An 18,630-nucleotide genomic window follows, 5' to 3' on the forward strand; every position below is an offset into this window, starting at 1 on the left:
CGGTCCATCAGGACCACTGGGCGGCGCTGCCGACGGGCCGATCGGGGCACTCCAGGCAGACGAAGAGATGTGCGTCGCCGGCGTCGCCGATCATGAGGCCGCTGGGGCCCAGCTGCTCAGGGTCGAAGTCGGAGCTGAGGAGATGCCGCTCCTCAAGGGGCGCCCACCTCGGGGCGGCGCCCGGGTCGTGTTCCCAGCTGGCGATCGTCAGCAGGTGCTCCATCTCGTGGCCGTGACGGCAGGTGACGGTCTCGGGGGCCTGCACCCAGGGGATCCAGCCGCCGACCTTCGTGCCCGGGGCGACCGACAGCTGGTCCTCATAGAGGTCCGCACCGATCAGTGCTGATTTCTCGATCTTCTCGTACAGCTCGTCCGGCAGCTCCTCGATCGGATACTCCCTGACCCGCAGAACCTGGCACAGGTCCGTGCCCGGCGGGAACGGCAGCTCGGGGAAGATCTCCGCCACGTCGTACGGGGGCGGCGGTGTCGTCAGGCCCACGTCTTCTCCTCCGATCAGGTCAGGGAGTGAAGGTACCGAACCAGTGGGACAGTTCCGTGGTCAGCTCTGCCTGGGTGTCGCCGGTCCAGGCCACGTGGCCGTCCGGGCGGAGGAGGAGGGCGGGGGCGGGGAGGTCGGCGGTGCGCACCGCGATGCGGTCCACGCGGTCCGTCCACCCTTCGGTCGAGAGGCGGCCGGTGCCGTCGAGGAGCAGGGCGCGGCCGGAGCGCATGTGCGGGTAGAGGCGGCCGTCGCCCAGGTCGATGTCGCGCAGGCGGCGTCCCACCAGGTTGGAGCCGGTGCCGAAGTCGTAGCGGACGCCGATGGCGGTGAGCTGCTCGGCGAGGTACGTGCTCACCTCGTCGAACCGCAGGAGCCGCCCCAGCAGCCGTCCCACCGCCCGGGGGCCTGGCTCGGCGGACATCAGGTGCATGCGGACCCGCGTGTCGTCCAGCACGTCGGCGGCCACCGGGCGGCGTTCGGCCTCGTAGGTGTCCAGCAGCCCGTCCGGCGCCCAGCCCGCGACCTCGGCGGCCAGCTTCCAGCCGAGGTTGAAGGCGTCCTGGATGCCGAGGTTCAGCCCCTGCCCACCGGCCGGCGGATGGACGTGGGCCGCGTCCCCGGCCAGCAGCACCCGGCCGGAGCGGTAGCGGTCGGCCAGGCGGGTGGCGTCGCCGAAGCGGGACAGCCAGCGTGGCTCCCGTACGCCGAAGTCCGTGCCCGCGACCGCCTTGAGCGCCTGCCGGAAGTCCTCCAGCGCCGGCGGCACGGCACGGTTCCCGGCCACGTCCAGGGCGGGCACGACCACCCGGTACACCCCGTCGCCCAGCGGCGCCAGGCCGAAGCGCGGCTGCGTCGCACGGATCCGCGCGACGGTGGCGGCGATCACCGACGGGTCCTCGTCCGCCTCCATCTCGCCGAGCAGCGTGTCCATCCTGCTCGGCTCGCCGGGGAAGCCGATGCCGAGGAGCTTGCGCACGGTGCTGCGGCCGCCGTCGCAGCCCGCGAGGTAGCGGGCGCGCAGGCGCGTGCCGTCGCCCAGCTCGGCGGTCACGCCGCCGTGGTCCTGGTGGAGGCCGGTCAGCTCGGCGCCGCGCCGGATCTCGGCGCCCAGCCCCGCGGCGTGCTCGGCCAGCAGGCGTTCGGTGACGATCTGCGGGATGGCGAGCAGGTAGCCGTGCGCGGTGTCCAGATCGGCGGGCGCGGGCCGGTCGGCCCCGCCGAGGGAGACGCGCAGCGGGTGCCGCCGGCCGTGGTCGAGGAAGCGTTTCAGCAGGCCGCGCTGGTCCATCACCTCGATGCTGCGTACGTGCAGGCCCTGCGCCTTGGCGTACGGCGCCGGCTCGGTCTCCTTCTCCAGCACCAGCACCCGTACGCCGTGCAGCCGCAGCTCGGCCGCCAGCATCAGGCCGGTCGGCCCGCCGCCTGCGATGATCACGTCGAACATGCGCTTCAGTCTGGGCGGTGCCCGGGGTCTTGCCGCAAGCCCCAGGTCGCGCTATAGCTTGGAAGCGGCAGGGGGACGCGATAGACCGACCCGTGCGAGCGTGACTCGGCGGTGAACTCGGCCCCGCCCAGTCGGCGTGCCGGGTCTCCGGCTCCATCCCGGCCGGCTGCGCCATGAGGTCGAGCTCGGCCGGCCAGATGCAGCGGTGCGGGCTGCGGAACACACCTTGGCACGCGGCCCGCCCGTCCCCGGCGAGGGGACGGCCGACGCCGGTGGCGGCGTCGGCCGTGCTCGGAGATCCGGCAGGTCAGCGGTCGCGTCTCTGCAGAATCGGGCGCAGGACCTTCTCGTACGTCTTCGCGTACGTCGCCATGCCGAGGTCGCTGGGGTGCGAGCCGTCCACCAGTTCCTCGGGCCCGGGGAGTTTGTCGGCCGAGAGGTAGGACAGACCTCTGACGCCGGAGGCGCGCAGGTTCTCGTAGGCCGTGCGCAGGGCGGCCGCGTTCTGGGCGTTGCGGGTGCGGCGGAACTCGACGAACTGGCCGTCGCCGTACCGGCGGTCCTCGACCATCACGATGGGCGTGTCGGGGCGGGCGGCGCGCAGGATGTTGACGAAGGGTTCGGCGCGCTCGGAGATCTGCTGCGGGTTCATGTTGGGGGAGCTGTCGACCACGTAGACGGACGCGTCGAGCTCGGTGAGGAGCTGGGCGATCTCGGGCTCCATCCGCGCGTTGCCGGAGAAGCCGAGGTTGATGGTGGGGACGTCGAAACGGCGGCCCAGGAGCGCGGTGATGGACATGCCGGGCCTGGACGCGACGCCGCCCTGCATGATCGAGCTGCCGTAGAAGACGGCGGGCGGGGTGGTGCGCGGCGCGACCCCGAGGAACTTGGCGCCGGCCTGGACGCCGATCTCCAGCCGCTGCGGGCTGTTGTAGAGCGGGAGGTAGGCGGTGTAGAGGCGCTCGCCAGGGTCGACCGCGATGCCCATCTGCTGGTCGATGTTCTGCGCCGCCGGGTGCGTGTTGGCGAGCCAGGCGTCATGGCCCTCCGGGGTACGCGCGTACAGGTCCACGCCGCTGTGGCCGATGGCGGGCATGTGGTACATCGCGACGGTGGCCAGGCTGAGCCGGTAGCGGGCCCGGAAGATGGTCGAGTCGGTGACGAACCGGGTCAGGAGCCCCGAGGAGTTGCGGCTGCGCACCCAGACCTCAGGGGTCACGACGCCTTCCGCCTTGGCCGGCAGCCGGTCGTAGTAGGCCACCGTGTCGGACCAGCCCTTGCCCTCGACGCCCCAGTGCGAGACGTCGTACCAGGCGATGTCGCCCTCGACGGTGGGCGTCACCTCGACGAACTCGGTGGGCCACGTGGCGGGCGGGTGCGGGACGGCGGCGTTCGCCGGCGTCGGTAACAGGCCGGGGATCGCGAGGGCGGCGCCGCCGGCGCCCGCGAGCCCGAACAGATGACGTCGATTGACCATGTGGTTGCCCATCGGTGCTCCCTTGTCGGAACGATGCTGCTCAGGGCCGAGGCCGGTCGGGGGAAGGCGCGGGTCGGGGCAGGGTGGTCATGCGTCGGCCCTGATGCGACGATGATCGGACCCGGCCTGACGGTCGCGGCCAGCCATGGGACGGAGGAGTGGCGGTGGCGTCATCACGCCCCGCCCTGGTTCACCGGAAGGTCATGATTCTTCGGTGACTGTAAGAGTTGGTATACAAGTCGTCAATACCAATCCGTGGCCGTGACGTAAAATGCGGGGGAAGTGCGGGTGTCGCCATAAAGGGGCTATAGAGGGCAGGAGGGGGTGGACGTGAGCGACGCGGACGCTCGTCGCGGGCGCAAGCACAACATGGTCCGCGAGCGGATCATGAGCCTGCTCGAAGACCTCAACGTGGGAGATCCGATTCCGCCCGAGCGGGTGCTCGAAGAGGACTGCGGCGTCTCCAGGCTCACGGTGCGGCGCGCCGTCGACGACCTGGTCAGGGACGGTCACCTCATCCGCAAGCAGGGCAGCGGCACCTACGTCGCGCGGCCCACGATCACGCAGTCGCCGACGGCGTCGTCGTTCTCCATGGGGCTGCGCAGGCGGGGCATCACGCCCTCGACGCGCGTCGTCGGCGTGGAGCGCTCCGACGCGGGTGTGCGCATGAGCTGGCGGCTGCAGATCGCGCCGTCCGACATGATCGTGACGATCCGCCGGCTGCGGCTGGCCGACGGCGACCCCATCGCGCTCGCCACCACGACGCTGCCCGACGCGCTGGTGCCCGGCCTGCCCGCCGACGAGCTGGAGGAGAAGTCCCTCTACCAGTTGCTGTCGGAGAAGTACGGCCTGAAGGTGGCGGCCGGCACGCAGACCATCGAGCCGACGGTGCTCAGCCAGGAGGAGTCGGGCGTGCTGGACGCGCCGCCGTACTCTCCCGCGTTCCTCTTCAGGACGGCGACCCGCACGTCGGACGGCGTTCCCATCGAGTTCACCCAGACGTTGTTCCGCGGCGACCGCTACATGATCACATCGGAGCTGGACCTGACGGCGACCCCTGAGGAGGACCTCGGACACCCACGCGGAGTGACCCACAAGGTGACGTCTCTGGGATGACGATCGGCCAATTGGTCTACAAGAGGTATTGACACCTCGCGTCACAGATAACACCATTTCGTGCATCGTGACCTTGCGTCCCCTTCCTGCGGGCGCATCGATCCGAAGGCGGTCACTCATGCACAAGTCCCTGTTACGAGTCGCCGCAGGCGCGCTCTCTCTCGCACTCCTCATGTTCGGGTCGGCCTGCGGATCCGGCGGCGGCGGCGACGACGCCGCGTCCGCGTCCGGCGGCGGCACGGTGACCTGGTACACGCCGATGCCGGAAGAGCCCGCCCGGCGGCTGGCCGAGGCGTTCACGGCCGAGACCGGCACCGAGGTCGAGGTGCTGCGGCAGAGCGCCGGCGAGCTCCTGGCGCGGCTGAAGGCCGAGGCGGGCCGTCCGGCGGCCGACGTGATCGGCCTGGCCAGCGGGGACGCCGGACCGCTCGCCAAGGAGAAGCTGATCCGGTCGTTCAAGCCCGCCGCCGAGGGCATCGACAAGCGGTTCGTCGATCCCGAGGGCTACTGGCACGCCAACGAGCTCATCCTGATGACCGTCGGCGTCAACGCCGACCGGTGGAAGGAGGAGACCGGCGGCGCCCCGCTCCCGACGACGTGGGACGAGTTGCTGCGCCCCGACCTGAAGGGCCAGCTCGTCATGCCGAACCCGACGCTGTCCGGCACCGGGTACACGTTCGTGGCGACGCAGATCTTCCGCCACGGCGACGAGGCGGGCGCGTGGAAGTTCCTCGACGAGTTCCACAAGCTGATCGGCCAGTACACCGACAGCGGCGGAGCGCCGTCGCAGCTCGTCGCCACCGGCGAGTACGCCGCCGGCGTCTCCTTCGCCCACGACCTGCTCAACGTGCGCGGGGCCGGCTTCCCCATCGAGCTCGTCTACCCCAAGCCCACCGGCGTCGTCATCTCCGGCAACGCGCTCGTCCAGGGCTCGCCGAACCCCCAGGGCGGCGAGAAGTTCGTCCAGTGGCTGCAGGGCAAGAAGGCGTCCCAGATGATCGTGGACCTCGTCCACTCCTACCCCGTGCGCAGCGACGTGGACCTGCCCGACGGCGCGCAGGGTCTCGCCGAGCTCGACCTGGTGGACTACGACCCGGTACGCGCGGGTGAGATGCGCGACGCGGTGTCCAAGGAGTTCGCCAAGCGGTACGGGGTCTGATGCCCGTGCCTTCGACGACCCAGCGGACCGTCGTACCGGAAGAACGGACCGAGCGGGCCCCCGGGACCCGGCCCGACTGGCAGCGGCGCAGTCGCCGCCGCCTGCTGGCCGACCGGATCACGGTGGGCACGCTCGTCGCCTACGTCGCCGGCCTGCTCCTCCTCCTCGTCCTCGTGCCGACGGTCGCCATGCTGTTCGAGCCCGACGGCGAGGCGTGGAGCAGGCTGGCCGAGCCGCGCGTGGCGACGGCCGCGAAGAACACCGTCGTCATCGGCGTGGCCTCCACGCTGAGCGCCACCGTGGTCGGCTTCCTGTTCGCCTACGCCCTCAGCAGGCCCGACATCAGGGGCCGGGCCGTGCTGCGGGTGATGGCCCTGCTGCCGCTGATCTCGCCGCCGTTCGTCGTCGGCCTGGCGGTGCTGCTGCTGTTCGGGCGGCGCGGCCTGATCACGCACGAGCTGTTCGGCCTGGACATCAGCCTCCTGGGACTCGGCGGGCTCTGGCTCGTGCAGACGCTCGCCTTCTTCCCCATGGCCACGCTGACCCTGCTGCCGACGCTGAAGAACATCGGCTCCACCCTGGAGTGGGCCAGCCGGGACCTCGGCTGGACGTGGTTCCAGACGTTCCGCCGGGTCACGCTGCCGCTGGCGTTCCCCACGATCCTGAACGCGCTGCTGCTCGTCGGCATGTTCGTCATCACCGACTTCGGCAACCCCGTCCTCATCGGCGCCGGGTACCAGGTGCTGTCGGTCGAGGCGTACGTGCAGGCCGTGGGCCGGCAGGACTTCGGGATGGCGGCGGTGCTGTGCGTGCTGCTGTTCGTACCGACGCTGATCCTCTTCCTGATCCAGCGGCGTGTGCTCGCGCGGCGGTCCGCCGTCACCGTGTCGGGGAAGACGGGCAGCCTGCCGCCCGCGCCGCTGCCCGCGGCCGTGCGGCGCGGCCTGCTCACCGTCCTCGGCCTGGTCAGCATCCTGATGATCCTCATCTACGGGAGCATCCTGGTCGGCTCGTTCACCCGGGCGTGGGGCGCGGACTGGAGCCTGACGCTGGACCACTGGCGGACGGCCCTCCTGCGCGGTGACGACATCCGCAACTCCGCGCTGTTCTCCGCCACGGCGGCGATCATCACGACGATCAGCACGCTGGTCGCCGCGTACGTCGTGCACCGCACGCGGGTCTTCGGCCGGGGCGTGATGGACGGGCTCGCGGTGCTGCCGTCGGCGATCCCCGGGACGATGATCGGCATCTCGTGGCTGCTCACGTTCAACGAGCCGCCCATCGCGCTGACCGGCACCGCGCTGATCCTGGTGCTGGTCATGGTCGTGCGGGCCATCCCGGTCGGCTACCGGACCGCGGTGACCACCATCAACCAGATCAGCCCGTCGATCGACGAGGCCGCCACCGACCTCGGCGCCTCGCGCGCCCGGGTCATCGTCCAGATCATGTTCCCCCTGCTGGGCGGCGCGTTCACCACGTCGCTCGTGTTCGGGTTCCTCCACGCGATCAACACGCTGAGTGCCGTGATCTTCCTGACCTCGCCGGGCATCGGCCTGGGCGCGCCCACCATCGTCAACCTCGCCGAGTTCGGCCAGTGGGGTGCCGCGACCGGTGTCGCGGCCGGCCTGATGGTGGTCAGCTTCGCCGGGCTCGCCGTCGCGAAGCTCGCCCTCGGCTCCCGGCTGCGGCTCTACGACCTGTGACACCTGCTGATGGAGATTCCATGATCGAACTGAAGTCGTTGTGCAAGTCGTTCGACGGGGTGCCGGCCGTGCGCGACCTCGACCTCGTCGTCGGCCGCGGCGAGTTCCTCTGCCTCCTCGGCTCCAGCGGGTGCGGCAAGAGCACCACGTTGCGGATGATCGCCGGGTTCATCCAGCCGGACAGCGGGAGCGTGCTCATCGACGGCGTGGACGTGTCAGGGTACGGCCCTGACGCGCGGCCGACGTCCATGGTGTTCCAGGACTACGCGATCTTCCCGCACCTCACCGTCGCGGAGAACATCGAGTTCGGGCTGAAGGCGCAGAAACTGGCCAAGGACGAGCGGGCCCGGCGCACCGAGGAGGCGCTGGAGCTGGTCGGCCTCACGGGGCTCGGCGGCCGGCGGCCGAACGAGCTGTCGGGCGGCCAGCAGCAGCGTGTCGCCGTCGCCCGGTCGCTGGCGATCAGGCCGTCGGTGCTGCTCATGGACGAGCCGCTGTCCAACCTCGACGCGAAGACCCGCATCCAGCTGCGCACCCAGCTGCGCGAGATCCAGCGCGACACCGGGACGACGATCGTCTACGTCACCCACGACCAGGAGGAGGCGCTGGCCCTGGGCGACCGGATCGCCGTCATGAAGGACGGCTCGCTCGAACAGCTCGGCAGCGGGCACGAGATCTACCTGGCCCCGTCCAACGGGTTCGTCGCCGACTTCGTCGGCATCACGAACTGGCTGGCGGGGGAGTACGCGGGCGGCTCGGACGAGTCGTGGGAGGTGAACGTCGCGGGAGCGGTGCTCCCCGCGACGCCCGCGAGCACGTCGTCCTCCGTCTCGCCCGGCTCGCCGGTGGACGTGTCGGTACGCCCCGAGGACGTGTCGCTCAGCGAGGAGGACGCTCCCGGTGTGGGTGCCGGCGCGGGTGCGGGTGTGCTGCGCGGTGTCGTCCGCGACGTGCAGTTCCTCGGCCCGGTCGTCCGCACCTACGTCGAGGCCGCCGGCTCGGTCGTGATCGTGCACTCGGCCCAGAGCGGCTGGTCGCCGGGGGCGAAGGTGCGGCTGAGCATCGGCGAGGGAGCGGCGCGGGCGTTCCCCAGGGTCGAGGGCGCGTGGCGCCCGCCGGAAGCCGCCGCCCGGCCCGTCGTCGCGGCGGCGGCGAGCTGACGGCATGGGCATCGCACACGAAGAGGCGGAGCTGCGCGACCTGCTCGTCGAGCGGAGCCTGTCCGGCGGCATCAGGACCGTCCGCCGGCAGTCGCTGGCGTACGCGCACAAGATGCTCAAGGGAGACCTGGACAACACCTTCGGCCTGGAGGACTGGCGTACCGCGTCCATCGACGAGGTCGTGGCCGCCGTCGAAGCCGGGATCGGCGACCGCATCACCGACGGCGACCCCGAGCTCGGGTACATCGCGCCCGGGCACACGCTGGCCGGCATCAGGGCGCACGCCGACGCCCTCGCCCCCTTCCTGCGGGACGGCGGCGGCACGGTGCTGCTGGCGACCGGGCACCCGACCGGGCTGCTCGACCACTACGCCGACCTGGCGCGCGCGCTGCGGAACGCGGGCAACAGGATCGTCAGCGTCCTCGACGACCACCGGCTCGACCGTGCCGTCGGGGCCCACGCCGCCGGCGAGACCGGGATCCGGTTCTTCGGCGGGGTCGCGTGCGCCTTCCACGACGAGGCGATCCTGCACACCCACCGGCCCGACTACATGGAGGCCATGATCGCCGCGGTGGCCGGCGGCGGCGCGCGGATCGATCTCGTCATCGCCGACCACGGCATGGCGGGCGCGGCGATCGCGGCCGGCCTGCCCACGCTGTCGATCGCCGACGCCAACGACATCGCCCTGTTCCTGGCGCACGCCAGGGGACGGCACGAGCCCGTCCTGCCGATCGAGGACAACTTCACGCCCGCCGAGTTCGCGCCGGTGACCGCGTACATGCTCCGCCGCGCGGCCGGTATCGCTGTTTGAGGAGGATGGTCATGTCCCGTCGTGATTTGCGGCGCTGGAGCCTGTTATCTGCGGCTCTCGCTCTCGTCCTGACCGGCCCGGCGTACGCGGTGGCGACGCCGCCGCCCGCCGCCGCGGCGGTCGTCGTCGAGGGCCGCACCGAGACCTACCGTGAGACCCAGCCGGTCGCTCCCGGCGTCGAGCTGAGCACGGTCGAGCTGTACGGGCCCGACGGCGCCACCGGGGAGCCCGGCTGGCTGCAGACGTACCAGATGTCCGTCGACCTCAAGGCCGGCGTGCAGATCGGGCGGCTGTTCCCCGGCCAGGTCGCCGCGCGGCGGCCGCTGCTCGACATGGCGCGCGAAGCGGGCGCCATCGCGGCGACGAACGCCGACTACTTCGACATCGCCGCCTCGGGCGCGCCGTGGGGCGTGGCCGTCCAGGACGGCGAGCTGCTGCAGTCGCCGCTGCCCAACACGAAGGCGACGCAGACGAACCAGACCGCGGTGATGTTCTCCGAGGACCAGATCGGCGCCATCGGCGAGATCGTCTTCGAGGGCACCGTCAAGCTGCCCGGTAAGACCGTCCCCCTGGACGCGCTCAACAAGGCCGAGCTGCTCAAGGACCAGATCGGGATGTTCACCCCCGTCTGGGGCACCTACTGCCGCTGCCATCCGGTCAGGGGCGTCGCGCGGACGATCGAGGTGGTCGTGCGCGACGGCGTCGTGACCGAGGTGGTGGACGTCCCCCGCGAGGGCGCGATCGCCGAAGGCGCGTTCGTGCTGGTGGGACGGGAGGCCGGCGCCGACGCGCTGTCCTCGCTGCGGGTCGGCGACCCGGTATCCGTGGACTACGCCGTACGCGCTCCCGGCGACATGAAGGTCAAGGCGGCCGTGAGCGGACGCCAGCTCATCGTCGCCGACGGCAAGCCGCTCCGGCTCCCGCCCGAGAACAACACGCCGGAGCCCCGCACCGCCGTCGGCTTCTCCGCCGACGGGACCAGGATGTGGCTGGTCGCGGTGGACGGCCGGCAACCCGAGTTCTCCCGCGGCATCGGGCTGGACGAGCTGGCCGAGATGATGGTGAAGCTCGGGGCGCACACCGCGCTCAACCTCGACGGCGGCGGCTCGACCACGCTCGTCGTCCGCGAACCTGGCCAGCGGCAGGTGGACCTCGTCAACCGGCCGTCGGACGCGGCGGGCACCCGTCCCGTGCCGACCGGGCTGGCCATGTTCCTGCCCAAGGGCAGCGGCAAGGCCAAGGGCTTCTGGGTGAGCACGGCGACCGAGCGCGACCGGTTCCCCGGGCCCGAGGCCGCCGCGTCGTGGCGTACCGAGCGGGTCTTCCCCGGGCTCACCCGCCGGCTGACGGCGGCCGCGTACGACGAGACGTACGGGCCCGCCGACAAGCCCCGCACCGTCAAGCCGCACTGGCGGGCCGGCGACGGCCGGGTCGGCCGGGTGGACCGCGACGGCGTCTTCCGCGCGCTGGCGTCCGGCGAGACGACCGTGACGGCCAGGCACGGCAAGGCCGCCGGCGACATCGACCTCACCGTGCTGGGCCCGCTGGCCCGCCTGGAGACCGACGCCCGCCGCATCAACCTCCTGGCCAAGGACGCCCAGGGGACCTTCGAGGTCAACGGCGCGGACGCCGCCGGGTACGCCGCCCCCATCGACCCCGCCGACGTCCGCCTCGCCTACGACAAGGCGGCGCTGGAGGTGACCCCGACCGGCGACGGCGCGTTCACCGTCACCGCCAGGGCCGCGGAGGGCGAGCACGTCGTCACGGTGACCGCCGGCGGCGTGCGGACGGAGCTGGTCGTCGGCATCGGAACCTCCCAGGACGTCGTGGACACCTTCGACGACATCTCCAACTGGGACTTCTGGAGCCTGCGCGCCACCGGCACCGCCTCCTCCACCCCCGACGGTCACGCCGGGAACGGGCTGAAGCTGGACTACGACTTCACCCAGAGCACCGAGACGCGCGGCGTCGGCATCTGGCCGTCCGCCAACCTCCTCCCGGTGGCCGGCCAGCCGACGGCGTTCAAGCTGTGGGTGCGGTCGGAAGGCCACGACCAGCGGACCCGCCTGGAGGTCGTCGACCGCAACGGCACCCTGCACACGATCGAACCCGCCTTCATCACCGAACCCGGGTGGCAGCAGATCACCTACGACGTGCCGGACGGCATGGCGTACCCGGTGAGCCTGCGCCGCATCTTCTTCAACGAGATCAACCCCGACGTCCGCTACACCGGCACGCTGGTCCTGGACGAACTGACCGCCGTGGCCGCCGGCTGACCCCGCCTGAGCGCGGCGACCGGGCGGTCGCCGCGCTCACAGCTGAGGCGGGCCCGCACGGTGCGCTCGCCACCCGAGGTGGTGTCCGCGTCCAGTGCGTACGCGAGGCTGGTGCGGCGAGGGGGCGCCGGCCCGGTGGGCGGGGGAGTGTTGTGAGGCCGCCCAGTGCCGCCCCCAGGCCGAGGCGGTGGCGGAGCAGGGCCGTCAGCTCGATCCCCATGGCCATGCTTTGCTGCTACGCGTACGAGCGCGGCGGCGTCCTGACCTCCATCGCCGTCCATTTCGCCACGAACGCCAGCATGGTCCTGCTCACCGTCCAGCAGCCCGTCACGCTGGCGGTCATCATGGGCCTCCAGGCCGTCACCGCCACCGCGCTCCTCGCCACCCACCGTGCTAGCCGGTGAGGCGGAGCAGGGCGGACTCGCGGAACGGGGTGAGCAGGGGATTGTCGTCGCCGGCTCGCGTCGCGAGTGCCACCTGGCTGGGCGGCACGTCCTCCAGGGGGACGCTGGTGACGCCCGGGTGGTCCGCGCGCAGGCCGGCGGAGACGATGGCCACGGCCTGGCCGGCGGCGACGATCTCGAACTTCTCCTCGGGCGACTCCACGAGCGGGCCGTCCGAGCGGGGGACGAGGCGCCAGTACGCGTTCCACAGCGGGTCGGGCAGACGGGGGATCGGTTCGCCGTCGAGGTCGTCGAGCGTCACGTGGTCCTTGCCGGCCAGGCGGTGGCCGCGGGCGACCAGGACGGCGCGCGGCTCGTCGTACAGGAGCGTCACCTGGAGGCCGGCGTCGCGGAGCGGGAGGCGGCACACCGCCGCGTCCACCCGGCGCGCGAGCAGCGCGGCGCGCGGTTCGTTCCAGGCCAGTTGCACCACGCGGACGTCGGCGTCGGGGTGACGGTGGCGCAGTTCGCGTACGGCGGGCAGGACGGGCACGTGCAGGGTGTGCCCGATCGCGATCCTGCGGGGACGGGCCGCGGCGCGGGTGGCGGACACCGCCTGCGCCGACGACCGCAACAACGCCTTCGCGCGCGGCAGGAACACCTCGCCCGCCTCGGTGAGCCGGGTGCCGTACGGGGTGCGGTCGAGCAGGGGAGTGCCGAGCCGGCGTTCGAGCGCGCGGATCTGGCGGCTCAGCGAGGGCTGGGTGATGTGCAGGGCCTGCGCGGCCCGGCCGAAGTGCCGGTGCTCGGCGACGACGGTGAAGTAGCGCACTGATCGTAAGTCGAGATCCGGCTCTGACTCGGCCATGCCTGCAGCATAACTCCGGGCCTGACGTCGGGTGATGCCTCGGGCGTATGAGGATGCCGCACAGGCTTTGGACCGCGCGGGCGGGCTCTCCAGACCATGGGAGCCATGACAAGAAGCGAGAATCACGAGTCCGCGACGACGCGCCGCGCCGTGCTCAGGACGGCGGCCGGGCTGTCGGCCGTCCCCCTCCTCGCCGGCACGACGGCGGCCGCCGCGCCCGGCGAGGACGAGATCCTGCGGCAGATGGCCGACGCGTTCGGCCGGCAGCTCCGCTCGCCGATCATGCGCACGCCGGCGGAGCAGGGCCTCGACTACGAGGACGTCACCTTCCAGGCGATCGACGGCGTGCCCATCGAGGGCTGGTTCATCCCCGCCCGTGGCTCCGACCGGCTGATCATCGCCAACCATCCGATGGGGTTCAACCGGTCGGGGCTGCCCGGCCATCTGGAGCCGTGGAGGTCGATCTGGAGCTCCAGTGGCAACGACTTCGAGGTGGATCTCGTACCCGACTACAAGATCCTGCACGACGCCGGCTACCACGTGCTCGCCTACGACCTGCGCAACTCCGGTCTCAGCGGCGCCGCCAACGGCGGCATCGCCTCCAGCGGCATCTTCGAGTCGCGTGACGTGCTCGGCTCGCTCCGCTACGCGCGCGAGCGCCGCGACACCAAGGGCATGCGGATCGGGCTGTTCAGCCGCTGCCTGGGCTGCAGTTCGACGTTCCACGCGATGAGCAGGGACCCGCGGGCGTTCGAGGGCGTGCGCTGCCTGGTGGGGCCGCAGCCGGTCACCATGGAGGTCATCATGGCGCGGCGGCTGGTCATGGCGGGGGTGCCGGCCGACCGTATCGATGAGCTGGAGCGGCTGGTGGTGCTCCGGACCGGCATCCCGTTCGCGGCGCGGCAGCCGCGGGAGTGGGCGAAGGGGGTGCGGGTTCCGACGTTCCTGTACCAGGTGCACGATGACACGCTGACGGAGCCGAGTGACGTGCAGGCGATGTTCGACAATATCCCGGTCGCTGACAAGAGGCTCCAGTGGGTACGCGGCACGAACCGCCGCTTCGACGGCTACCTGGAGTTCCAGCGGCGGCCGCAGCCGATGCTGGAGTGGTTCGCGTCCCATATGGACTGAATCGTTGCTAACAAGCTGCCGCTAGCACCTCTTGACGTAAGCATCGATAACGAAATAGCGTTTTCAGTGCTTACATGTCTGGGGAGGGAGCGCGATGAACGACCACGGCAGATCCACCTTCGACCCGCACGAGCCACCGGAGAGACGTACGGAAGCCCTGCTCGACCCGTCCCTGCACACCCGCCGCACGGTGATCAAGGGCGCCGCCGTGACCGCGGTCGCCGCGGCGGTGGCGGGGAGCGGCATCGCGTTCCCCGCCCCGGCGCACGCCGCCGCCGCGCCCGGCACGACGATGGAGGTCGAGATGACCGTCAACGGCCGGGCGCGCACGGTCGTCCTGGAGCCGCGGGTGACGTTGCTGGACGCGTTACGCGAGCGGCTCGGCCTGACCGGCACCAAGAAGGGCTGCGACCGCGGCGAGTGCGGGGCCTGCACGGTGCTGGTGGACGGCGAACGGGTCAAGTCGTGCCTGACGCTGGCGGTGATGCGGCAGGGGGCCGAGATCACCACGGTCGAGGGGCTGGCGCGGGGCGACGAGCTGCACCCGGTGCAGGAGGCGTTCATCAGGCACGACGCCTTCCAGTGCGGCGCCTGCACGCCCGGCCAGATCATGTCGGCGGTGGCCTGCATCGATGAGGGGCACGCGGGTTCCGAGGCGGAGATCCGCGAGTGGATGAGCGGGAACCTGTGCCGGTGCGCGGCCTACCAGAACATCGTGGCCGCCGTCGCCGACGCCGCGAAGGAGGTGCGGCGATGAGGGCCTTCGGTTACACCGTCGCCCGCGACCCGGCCGGCGCGGTGCGGGCCGCGACGAACACCGCCGGCGCGACGTACGTGGCGGGCGGCACGGATCTGCTCAACCTCATGCGCGACGGCGCCGAGGCCCACGACCACCTCATCGACGTCAACCGGCTGAACCTCGCCTCCATCACCGCCGGCTCCGGCGCGCTGCGCATCGGAGCGGCGGCCAGGATGCGGCAGGTCGCTGAGCACGCCGGGGTGCGTGAAGAGTTCCCCGTGCTGTCGGAGGCGCTGCTGGCCTCGGCGTCCCCGCAGGTGCGCAACATGGCCTCGATCGGCGGGAACCTGTTGCAGCGCACCAGGTGCGGATACTTCCGCGACGCCGGCTCGGCCTGCAACAAGCGGGTGCCCGGCAGCGGCTGTCCCGCCATCACCGGCCAGAACAGGTCCCACGCCGTCCTCGGGGGCAGCGAGCACTGCATCGCCACCCACCCCTCCGACCTGGCGGTGGCGCTGACCGCGCTGGAGGCGACCGTGCACCTGCTCGGCCCCGGCGGCGAGCGCGCGGTCCCCATCGCCGACTTCTACCTCCTGCCCGGGTCCACCCCTGACCAGGAGACGGCGATGCGTCCCGGCGAGCTGATCACCCGGGTCGACGTGCCCCGCACGGACCTCGCCGGGCGGTCGCGTTACCTGAAGCTGCGCGACCGGGCCACCTTCGAGTTCGCGGTGGTGTCGGTGGCCGCCGCGCTGCGGACGAGGGGCGGCGTGGTACGGGACGTCCGGCTGGCGTTCGGCGGCGTGGGCACCCGCCCGTGGCGGGACACCCGGGTCGAGGCGGCGCTGCGGGGCCGTCCGCTCACCCCGCAGGCGATCCAGGAGGCGGGCCGGCTCCTGGTCGCGGAGGCGAAGCCGTACGAGGGGAACGCGTTCAAGGTCGAGCTCGTCCAGCGCGCGCTGGTGAGCATCCTCGGTGAGCTGGGAGGGCTGCGATGAGCGGGCTGGTGGGCAAGGGCGTGGCGCGGGTGGACGGCCGGGCGAAGGTCACCGGCGCCGCCCGTTACGCCGCTGACCAGGAGGTGCCCGGTGTGCTGCACGGCGCGCTGGTGATGAGCACGATCGCGCGCGGCGAGGTGCTGGAGATCGACCGCCGGGCGGCGCTGGCGCATCCGGGCGTCGTCGCGGTCTACACGCACGCGGACCTGCGGCGGCTTAATCTGCCGAATTTTCCGTACAACCGGCGGTTCATCCCCATGCAGGACACGCGGGTGCACCAGCAGGGGCAGCCGGTCGCGTACGTCGTGGCCGAGACCCTGGAGCAGGCCCAGGAGGGGGCCGCGCTGGTGAAGGTGCGCTACCGGGCCGAGGAGCCGGTCGTGCGGATGGCGGACGTGCTCGGCGAGGCGTTCCTGCCCGAGCGGTTCCGCGACCGGCCCAACGAGATCGCCCGGGGTGCCGCCGCCGCCGCGTTCGAGCAGGCACCGGTACGCGTCGACCGGACGTACGGCAGCCCGATGCAGCACCACAACCCGATCGAGCCGCACACCACCACCGCCGTCTGGGAGAACGGCACGCTGACCCTCTACGAGAGCACCCAGGGCGTGGTGTTCGCGCGGGACGCCGTCGCGACGGCGTTCGGGTTCGACCAGCCGGCCGAGAAGGTCAGGGTCGTCTCGCCCTACCTGGGCGGCGGGTTCGGCGCCAAGGGCCCCACCTACCCGCACACCCTGCTCACCGCGGCGGTGGCGGAGCTCTGCGGCCGGCCCGTGCGGCTGGTGCTGTCGCGCGCGCAGATGTACACCTCCAACGGCCACCGCGCCGAGCACCGCCACCACCTGCGGCTGGGCGCCGACCGGCAGGGCCGGCTGACCGCCATCGAGAGCACCTCGACGGCCCAGGTGACCCGCGTGGACGAGGCCATCTACAACGGCAGCGAGTCCGCGGTGCGCCTGTACGCCTGCCCGAACGTGCACGTACGCCAGCTCGGCGTCCGGCTCGACCTGCCCACGTCGAGCTACATGCGCTCGCCCGAGACGACCGCGCACTTCGGCCTCGAGACCGCCATGGACGAGCTGAGCTACGAGCTCGGCATCGACCCGGTCGAGCTGCGCGTACGCAACCACACCGACGTCGACCAGCAGGCCGAACCGCCCGCGCCCTATCCGGGCAAGCGGCTGCTGGAGTGCTACCGGGTCGCGGCCGAGGCGTTCGGCTGGTCCCGGCGCCGGCCCAAGCCGGGCACCACCAGGGACGGCGATGAGTACGTCGGCTGGGGCATGGCCACCGAGACCCACACCCACGCCGCCATCCCGTCCCAGGCCAGGCTCACCGTCGGCACCGACGGGCGGGCGACCCTGCGGACCGCGACCCAGGAGATCGGCACCGGCACCTACACCGTGCTCACCCAGATCGCCGCGGAAGGGCTCGGCCTGCCGCTCGGGCACGTCACGACGCTGCTCGGCGACACCGCGTACCCCGCCGCCTCCCTGTCCGCCGGGTCGGCCACGATGCCCAGCGTGGCGGGCCCGGCGGCCGAGGCGGCGGCGCAGGCGCGGCAGGCCGTGATCGCCCTGGCCGTCGCCGACCCGCGCTCACCGCTGCACGGCGTGCCCGCCGGCGAGGTCGTGGCCGGGAACGGCCGCCTGTCCGCGCGCGGGCGCACGGACACCTACCGCGACGTCATGCGTCGTCACGGCCGGCCCGTCGAGGCCACGGGGAGCAGGAGGAACACCGGCGGGCACGCGTTCGGCGCGGTGTTCGTGGAGGTGCGCATCCATCCTCGGCTGGGGCGGCTGCGGGTGTCGCGGGTGGTGGCCGCGTACGACCTGGGCCGGGTGCTCAACCGCAGGACCGCGCGCGGGCAGGTCATCGGCGGGGTGACGTGGGGGATCGGGTTCGCGCTGATGGAGCACACGATGGTGGACCCGAACACCGCCCGGGTCGTCAACCCGAACCTGTCCACGTACCTCGTGCCCGTCTGCGCGGACGTGCCGTCGGTGGAGGCGCTCTTCGTGGACCCCGAGGAGCAGAACGCCGAGCTGACCGGGATCCGCGGCTTCGGCGAGACACCGGGGACCGGGGTGCCCGCCGCCATCGGCAACGCCGTCTACCACGCCATCGGCCGGCGGCTCAGGGAGGTGCCCTTCACTCAGGACAAGCTGCTCTGAGCGGCCCTGTCGAGCAACTCGTCCAGCAGGGCCCGCTCGCCCGGCGTGTAAAGACCCGGCACGTCGTCGAGGACGGCCATCAACCCCACGGCCCGCTGAGTCACGCTCGGCGGGCCGGTCGGCGTCTCCGTGGTGATCGCCGCCAGCACCGCCTCGCGCAGGCGGCCGGGCAGGGCCGGGTCGCGCTGCTCCTGCGGGGTGCGGATGAGGTTGAGCGTGCAGCCGACGCTCGCCGCGTGCATCATGTCCATCGCCGTGCGTACGCCGACGGTGAGCCGGCCGGCGGCGGCGATGCGTTCGACCAGCAGGCGCAGTTTCTCCATCGACCGCTCGGTGCTGCGCCGGTGGGCGTCGGGGGTCTGGCGGCCGAACATGAGCATGTACTGCTCGGGGTTCTCCAGGCCGAAGCCGACGTGGTTGTCCCAGCCGCGGCGCAGGTCGTCCACCGGGTCGCCGGAGGGCTTCTGCCTGTCCTTGCTCGCGAGGTAGCGGGCGAACCCGTCGGCCGCGACCGCTTCGAGCAGCCCGTTCATGTCGGTGAACAGGCGGTAGAGCGTGGGCGCCTGCACACCGGCCGCCGCGCTGACCGTACGCGTGGTCACCCCTTCGCGGCCCTTGTCGCGCAGCAACTGGGTGGTGGCGTCGATGATGCGCTGGCGAACCTCTTCCCGATCAGCCATGTATCAACGATA

General features: G+C 72.0%; 16 protein-coding genes. 11 read left to right on the forward strand and 5 right to left on the reverse strand.

All coding sequences use genetic code 11. The annotated features are described in order from the left end of the window. Positions 1-7: 7 nt before the first annotated feature. The 3 genes from AB0K18_RS10710 to AB0K18_RS10720 form a co-directional block, all read right to left on the reverse strand. Complete coding sequence (locus AB0K18_RS10710) at positions 8-499, reverse strand: hypothetical protein (protein WP_364912931.1); 492 nt, start codon at positions 497-499, stop codon at positions 8-10. A 19-nt stretch (positions 500-518) separates the two neighbouring features. Beyond that, positions 519-1,946, reverse strand: coding sequence for a rifampin monooxygenase (rox, locus tag AB0K18_RS10715; RefSeq protein ID WP_364912934.1), 1,428 nt, complete (start codon positions 1,944-1,946; stop codon positions 519-521). Between the two features lie 307 nt (positions 1,947-2,253). Beyond that, positions 2,254-3,435, reverse strand: coding sequence for an SGNH/GDSL hydrolase family protein (locus tag AB0K18_RS10720; protein WP_364912937.1), 1,182 nt, complete (start codon positions 3,433-3,435; stop codon positions 2,254-2,256). A 318-nt stretch (positions 3,436-3,753) separates the two neighbouring features. Between AB0K18_RS10720 and AB0K18_RS10725 the strand changes: the two genes are divergently transcribed. From AB0K18_RS10725 to AB0K18_RS10755, 7 genes are all read left to right on the forward strand, one after another. Next, complete coding sequence (locus tag AB0K18_RS10725; protein ID WP_364912940.1) at positions 3,754-4,539, forward strand: GntR family transcriptional regulator; 786 nt, start codon at positions 3,754-3,756, stop codon at positions 4,537-4,539. Positions 4,540-4,657: 118 nt separating this feature from the next. Further along, entirely contained in the window at positions 4,658-5,698 is a 1,041-nt protein-coding gene (locus AB0K18_RS10730) for an ABC transporter substrate-binding protein (RefSeq protein ID WP_364912943.1), read from the forward strand. A 5-nt stretch (positions 5,699-5,703) separates the two neighbouring features. Beyond that, the gene (locus AB0K18_RS10735; RefSeq protein ID WP_364912945.1) at positions 5,704-7,401 is read left to right on the forward strand and encodes an iron ABC transporter permease; all 1,698 of its coding nucleotides are present in this window, start codon (positions 5,704-5,706) and stop codon (positions 7,399-7,401) included. A 20-nt stretch (positions 7,402-7,421) separates the two neighbouring features. Then, a complete protein-coding gene (locus AB0K18_RS10740) occupies positions 7,422-8,561 on the forward strand; it encodes an ABC transporter ATP-binding protein (RefSeq protein WP_364912947.1) in 1,140 nt (379 codons plus the stop codon). 4 nt (positions 8,562-8,565) lie between these two features. Beyond that, complete coding sequence (locus AB0K18_RS10745; protein WP_364912950.1) at positions 8,566-9,372, forward strand: phosphatase; 807 nt, start codon at positions 8,566-8,568, stop codon at positions 9,370-9,372. 11 nt (positions 9,373-9,383) lie between these two features. Further along, the gene (locus tag AB0K18_RS10750; RefSeq protein WP_364912953.1) at positions 9,384-11,648 is read left to right on the forward strand and encodes a phosphodiester glycosidase family protein; all 2,265 of its coding nucleotides are present in this window, start codon (positions 9,384-9,386) and stop codon (positions 11,646-11,648) included. A 218-nt stretch (positions 11,649-11,866) separates the two neighbouring features. Next, complete coding sequence (locus AB0K18_RS10755; RefSeq protein ID WP_364912956.1) at positions 11,867-12,052, forward strand: hypothetical protein; 186 nt, start codon at positions 11,867-11,869, stop codon at positions 12,050-12,052. Here the strand turns inward: AB0K18_RS10755 and AB0K18_RS10760 are convergent. Continuing rightward, on the reverse strand, positions 12,042-12,899 hold the full coding sequence (locus AB0K18_RS10760) for a LysR substrate-binding domain-containing protein (protein WP_364912958.1): 858 nt from the start codon (positions 12,897-12,899) through the stop codon (positions 12,042-12,044). The genes AB0K18_RS10755 and AB0K18_RS10760 overlap by 11 nt on opposite strands. Positions 12,900-13,004: 105 nt before the next feature. Here AB0K18_RS10760 and AB0K18_RS10765 point away from each other — a divergent pair, with 105 nt between their 5' ends. From AB0K18_RS10765 to AB0K18_RS10780, 4 genes are all read left to right on the forward strand, one after another. Then, a complete protein-coding gene (locus tag AB0K18_RS10765) occupies positions 13,005-14,030 on the forward strand; it encodes a hypothetical protein (RefSeq protein ID WP_364912961.1) in 1,026 nt (341 codons plus the stop codon). Positions 14,031-14,322: 292 nt separating this feature from the next. Continuing rightward, a complete protein-coding gene (locus AB0K18_RS10770; protein ID WP_364913607.1) occupies positions 14,323-14,787 on the forward strand; it encodes a (2Fe-2S)-binding protein in 465 nt (154 codons plus the stop codon). Continuing rightward, complete coding sequence (locus tag AB0K18_RS10775) at positions 14,784-15,767, forward strand: xanthine dehydrogenase family protein subunit M (protein ID WP_364912964.1); 984 nt, start codon at positions 14,784-14,786, stop codon at positions 15,765-15,767. The genes AB0K18_RS10770 and AB0K18_RS10775 overlap by 4 nt, the downstream gene beginning before the upstream one ends. Continuing rightward, positions 15,764-17,938, forward strand: coding sequence for a xanthine dehydrogenase family protein molybdopterin-binding subunit (locus AB0K18_RS10780; RefSeq protein ID WP_364912967.1), 2,175 nt, complete (start codon positions 15,764-15,766; stop codon positions 17,936-17,938). The genes AB0K18_RS10775 and AB0K18_RS10780 overlap by 4 nt, the downstream gene beginning before the upstream one ends. Here AB0K18_RS10780 and AB0K18_RS10785 read toward each other — a convergent pair. Continuing rightward, a complete protein-coding gene (locus tag AB0K18_RS10785) occupies positions 17,920-18,618 on the reverse strand; it encodes a TetR/AcrR family transcriptional regulator (protein ID WP_364912969.1) in 699 nt (232 codons plus the stop codon). The two genes, AB0K18_RS10780 and AB0K18_RS10785, sit on opposite strands and share 19 nt — an antisense overlap. Positions 18,619-18,630: the final 12 nt, after the last annotated feature.

This window comes from Nonomuraea sp. NPDC049421 (assembly GCF_040677005.1).
Lineage (GTDB): Bacteria > Actinomycetota > Actinomycetes > Streptosporangiales > Streptosporangiaceae > Nonomuraea > Nonomuraea salmonea.

Coding starts and splice junctions, on each gene's coding strand:
- AB0K18_RS10785 (WP_364912969.1), bottom strand. CDS start 18,618: ATGGCTGATCGGGAAGAGGTTCGCCAGCGCATCATCGACGCCACCACC.
- AB0K18_RS10770 (WP_364913607.1), top strand. CDS start 14,323: ATGGAGGTCGAGATGACCGTCAACGGCCGGGCGCGCACGGTCGTCCTG.
- AB0K18_RS10730 (WP_364912943.1), top strand. CDS start 4,658: ATGCACAAGTCCCTGTTACGAGTCGCCGCAGGCGCGCTCTCTCTCGCA.
- AB0K18_RS10775 (WP_364912964.1), top strand. CDS start 14,784: ATGAGGGCCTTCGGTTACACCGTCGCCCGCGACCCGGCCGGCGCGGTG.
- AB0K18_RS10740 (WP_364912947.1), top strand. CDS start 7,422: ATGATCGAACTGAAGTCGTTGTGCAAGTCGTTCGACGGGGTGCCGGCC.
- AB0K18_RS10780 (WP_364912967.1), top strand. CDS start 15,764: ATGAGCGGGCTGGTGGGCAAGGGCGTGGCGCGGGTGGACGGCCGGGCG.
- AB0K18_RS10760 (WP_364912958.1), bottom strand. CDS start 12,899: ATGGCCGAGTCAGAGCCGGATCTCGACTTACGATCAGTGCGCTACTTC.
- rox (WP_364912934.1), bottom strand. CDS start 1,946: ATGTTCGACGTGATCATCGCAGGCGGCGGGCCGACCGGCCTGATGCTG.
- AB0K18_RS10765 (WP_364912961.1), top strand. CDS start 13,005: ATGACAAGAAGCGAGAATCACGAGTCCGCGACGACGCGCCGCGCCGTG.
- AB0K18_RS10750 (WP_364912953.1), top strand. CDS start 9,384: ATGTCCCGTCGTGATTTGCGGCGCTGGAGCCTGTTATCTGCGGCTCTC.
- AB0K18_RS10720 (WP_364912937.1), bottom strand. CDS start 3,435: ATGGGCAACCACATGGTCAATCGACGTCATCTGTTCGGGCTCGCGGGC.
- AB0K18_RS10745 (WP_364912950.1), top strand. CDS start 8,566: ATGGGCATCGCACACGAAGAGGCGGAGCTGCGCGACCTGCTCGTCGAG.
- AB0K18_RS10755 (WP_364912956.1), top strand. CDS start 11,867: ATGGCCATGCTTTGCTGCTACGCGTACGAGCGCGGCGGCGTCCTGACC.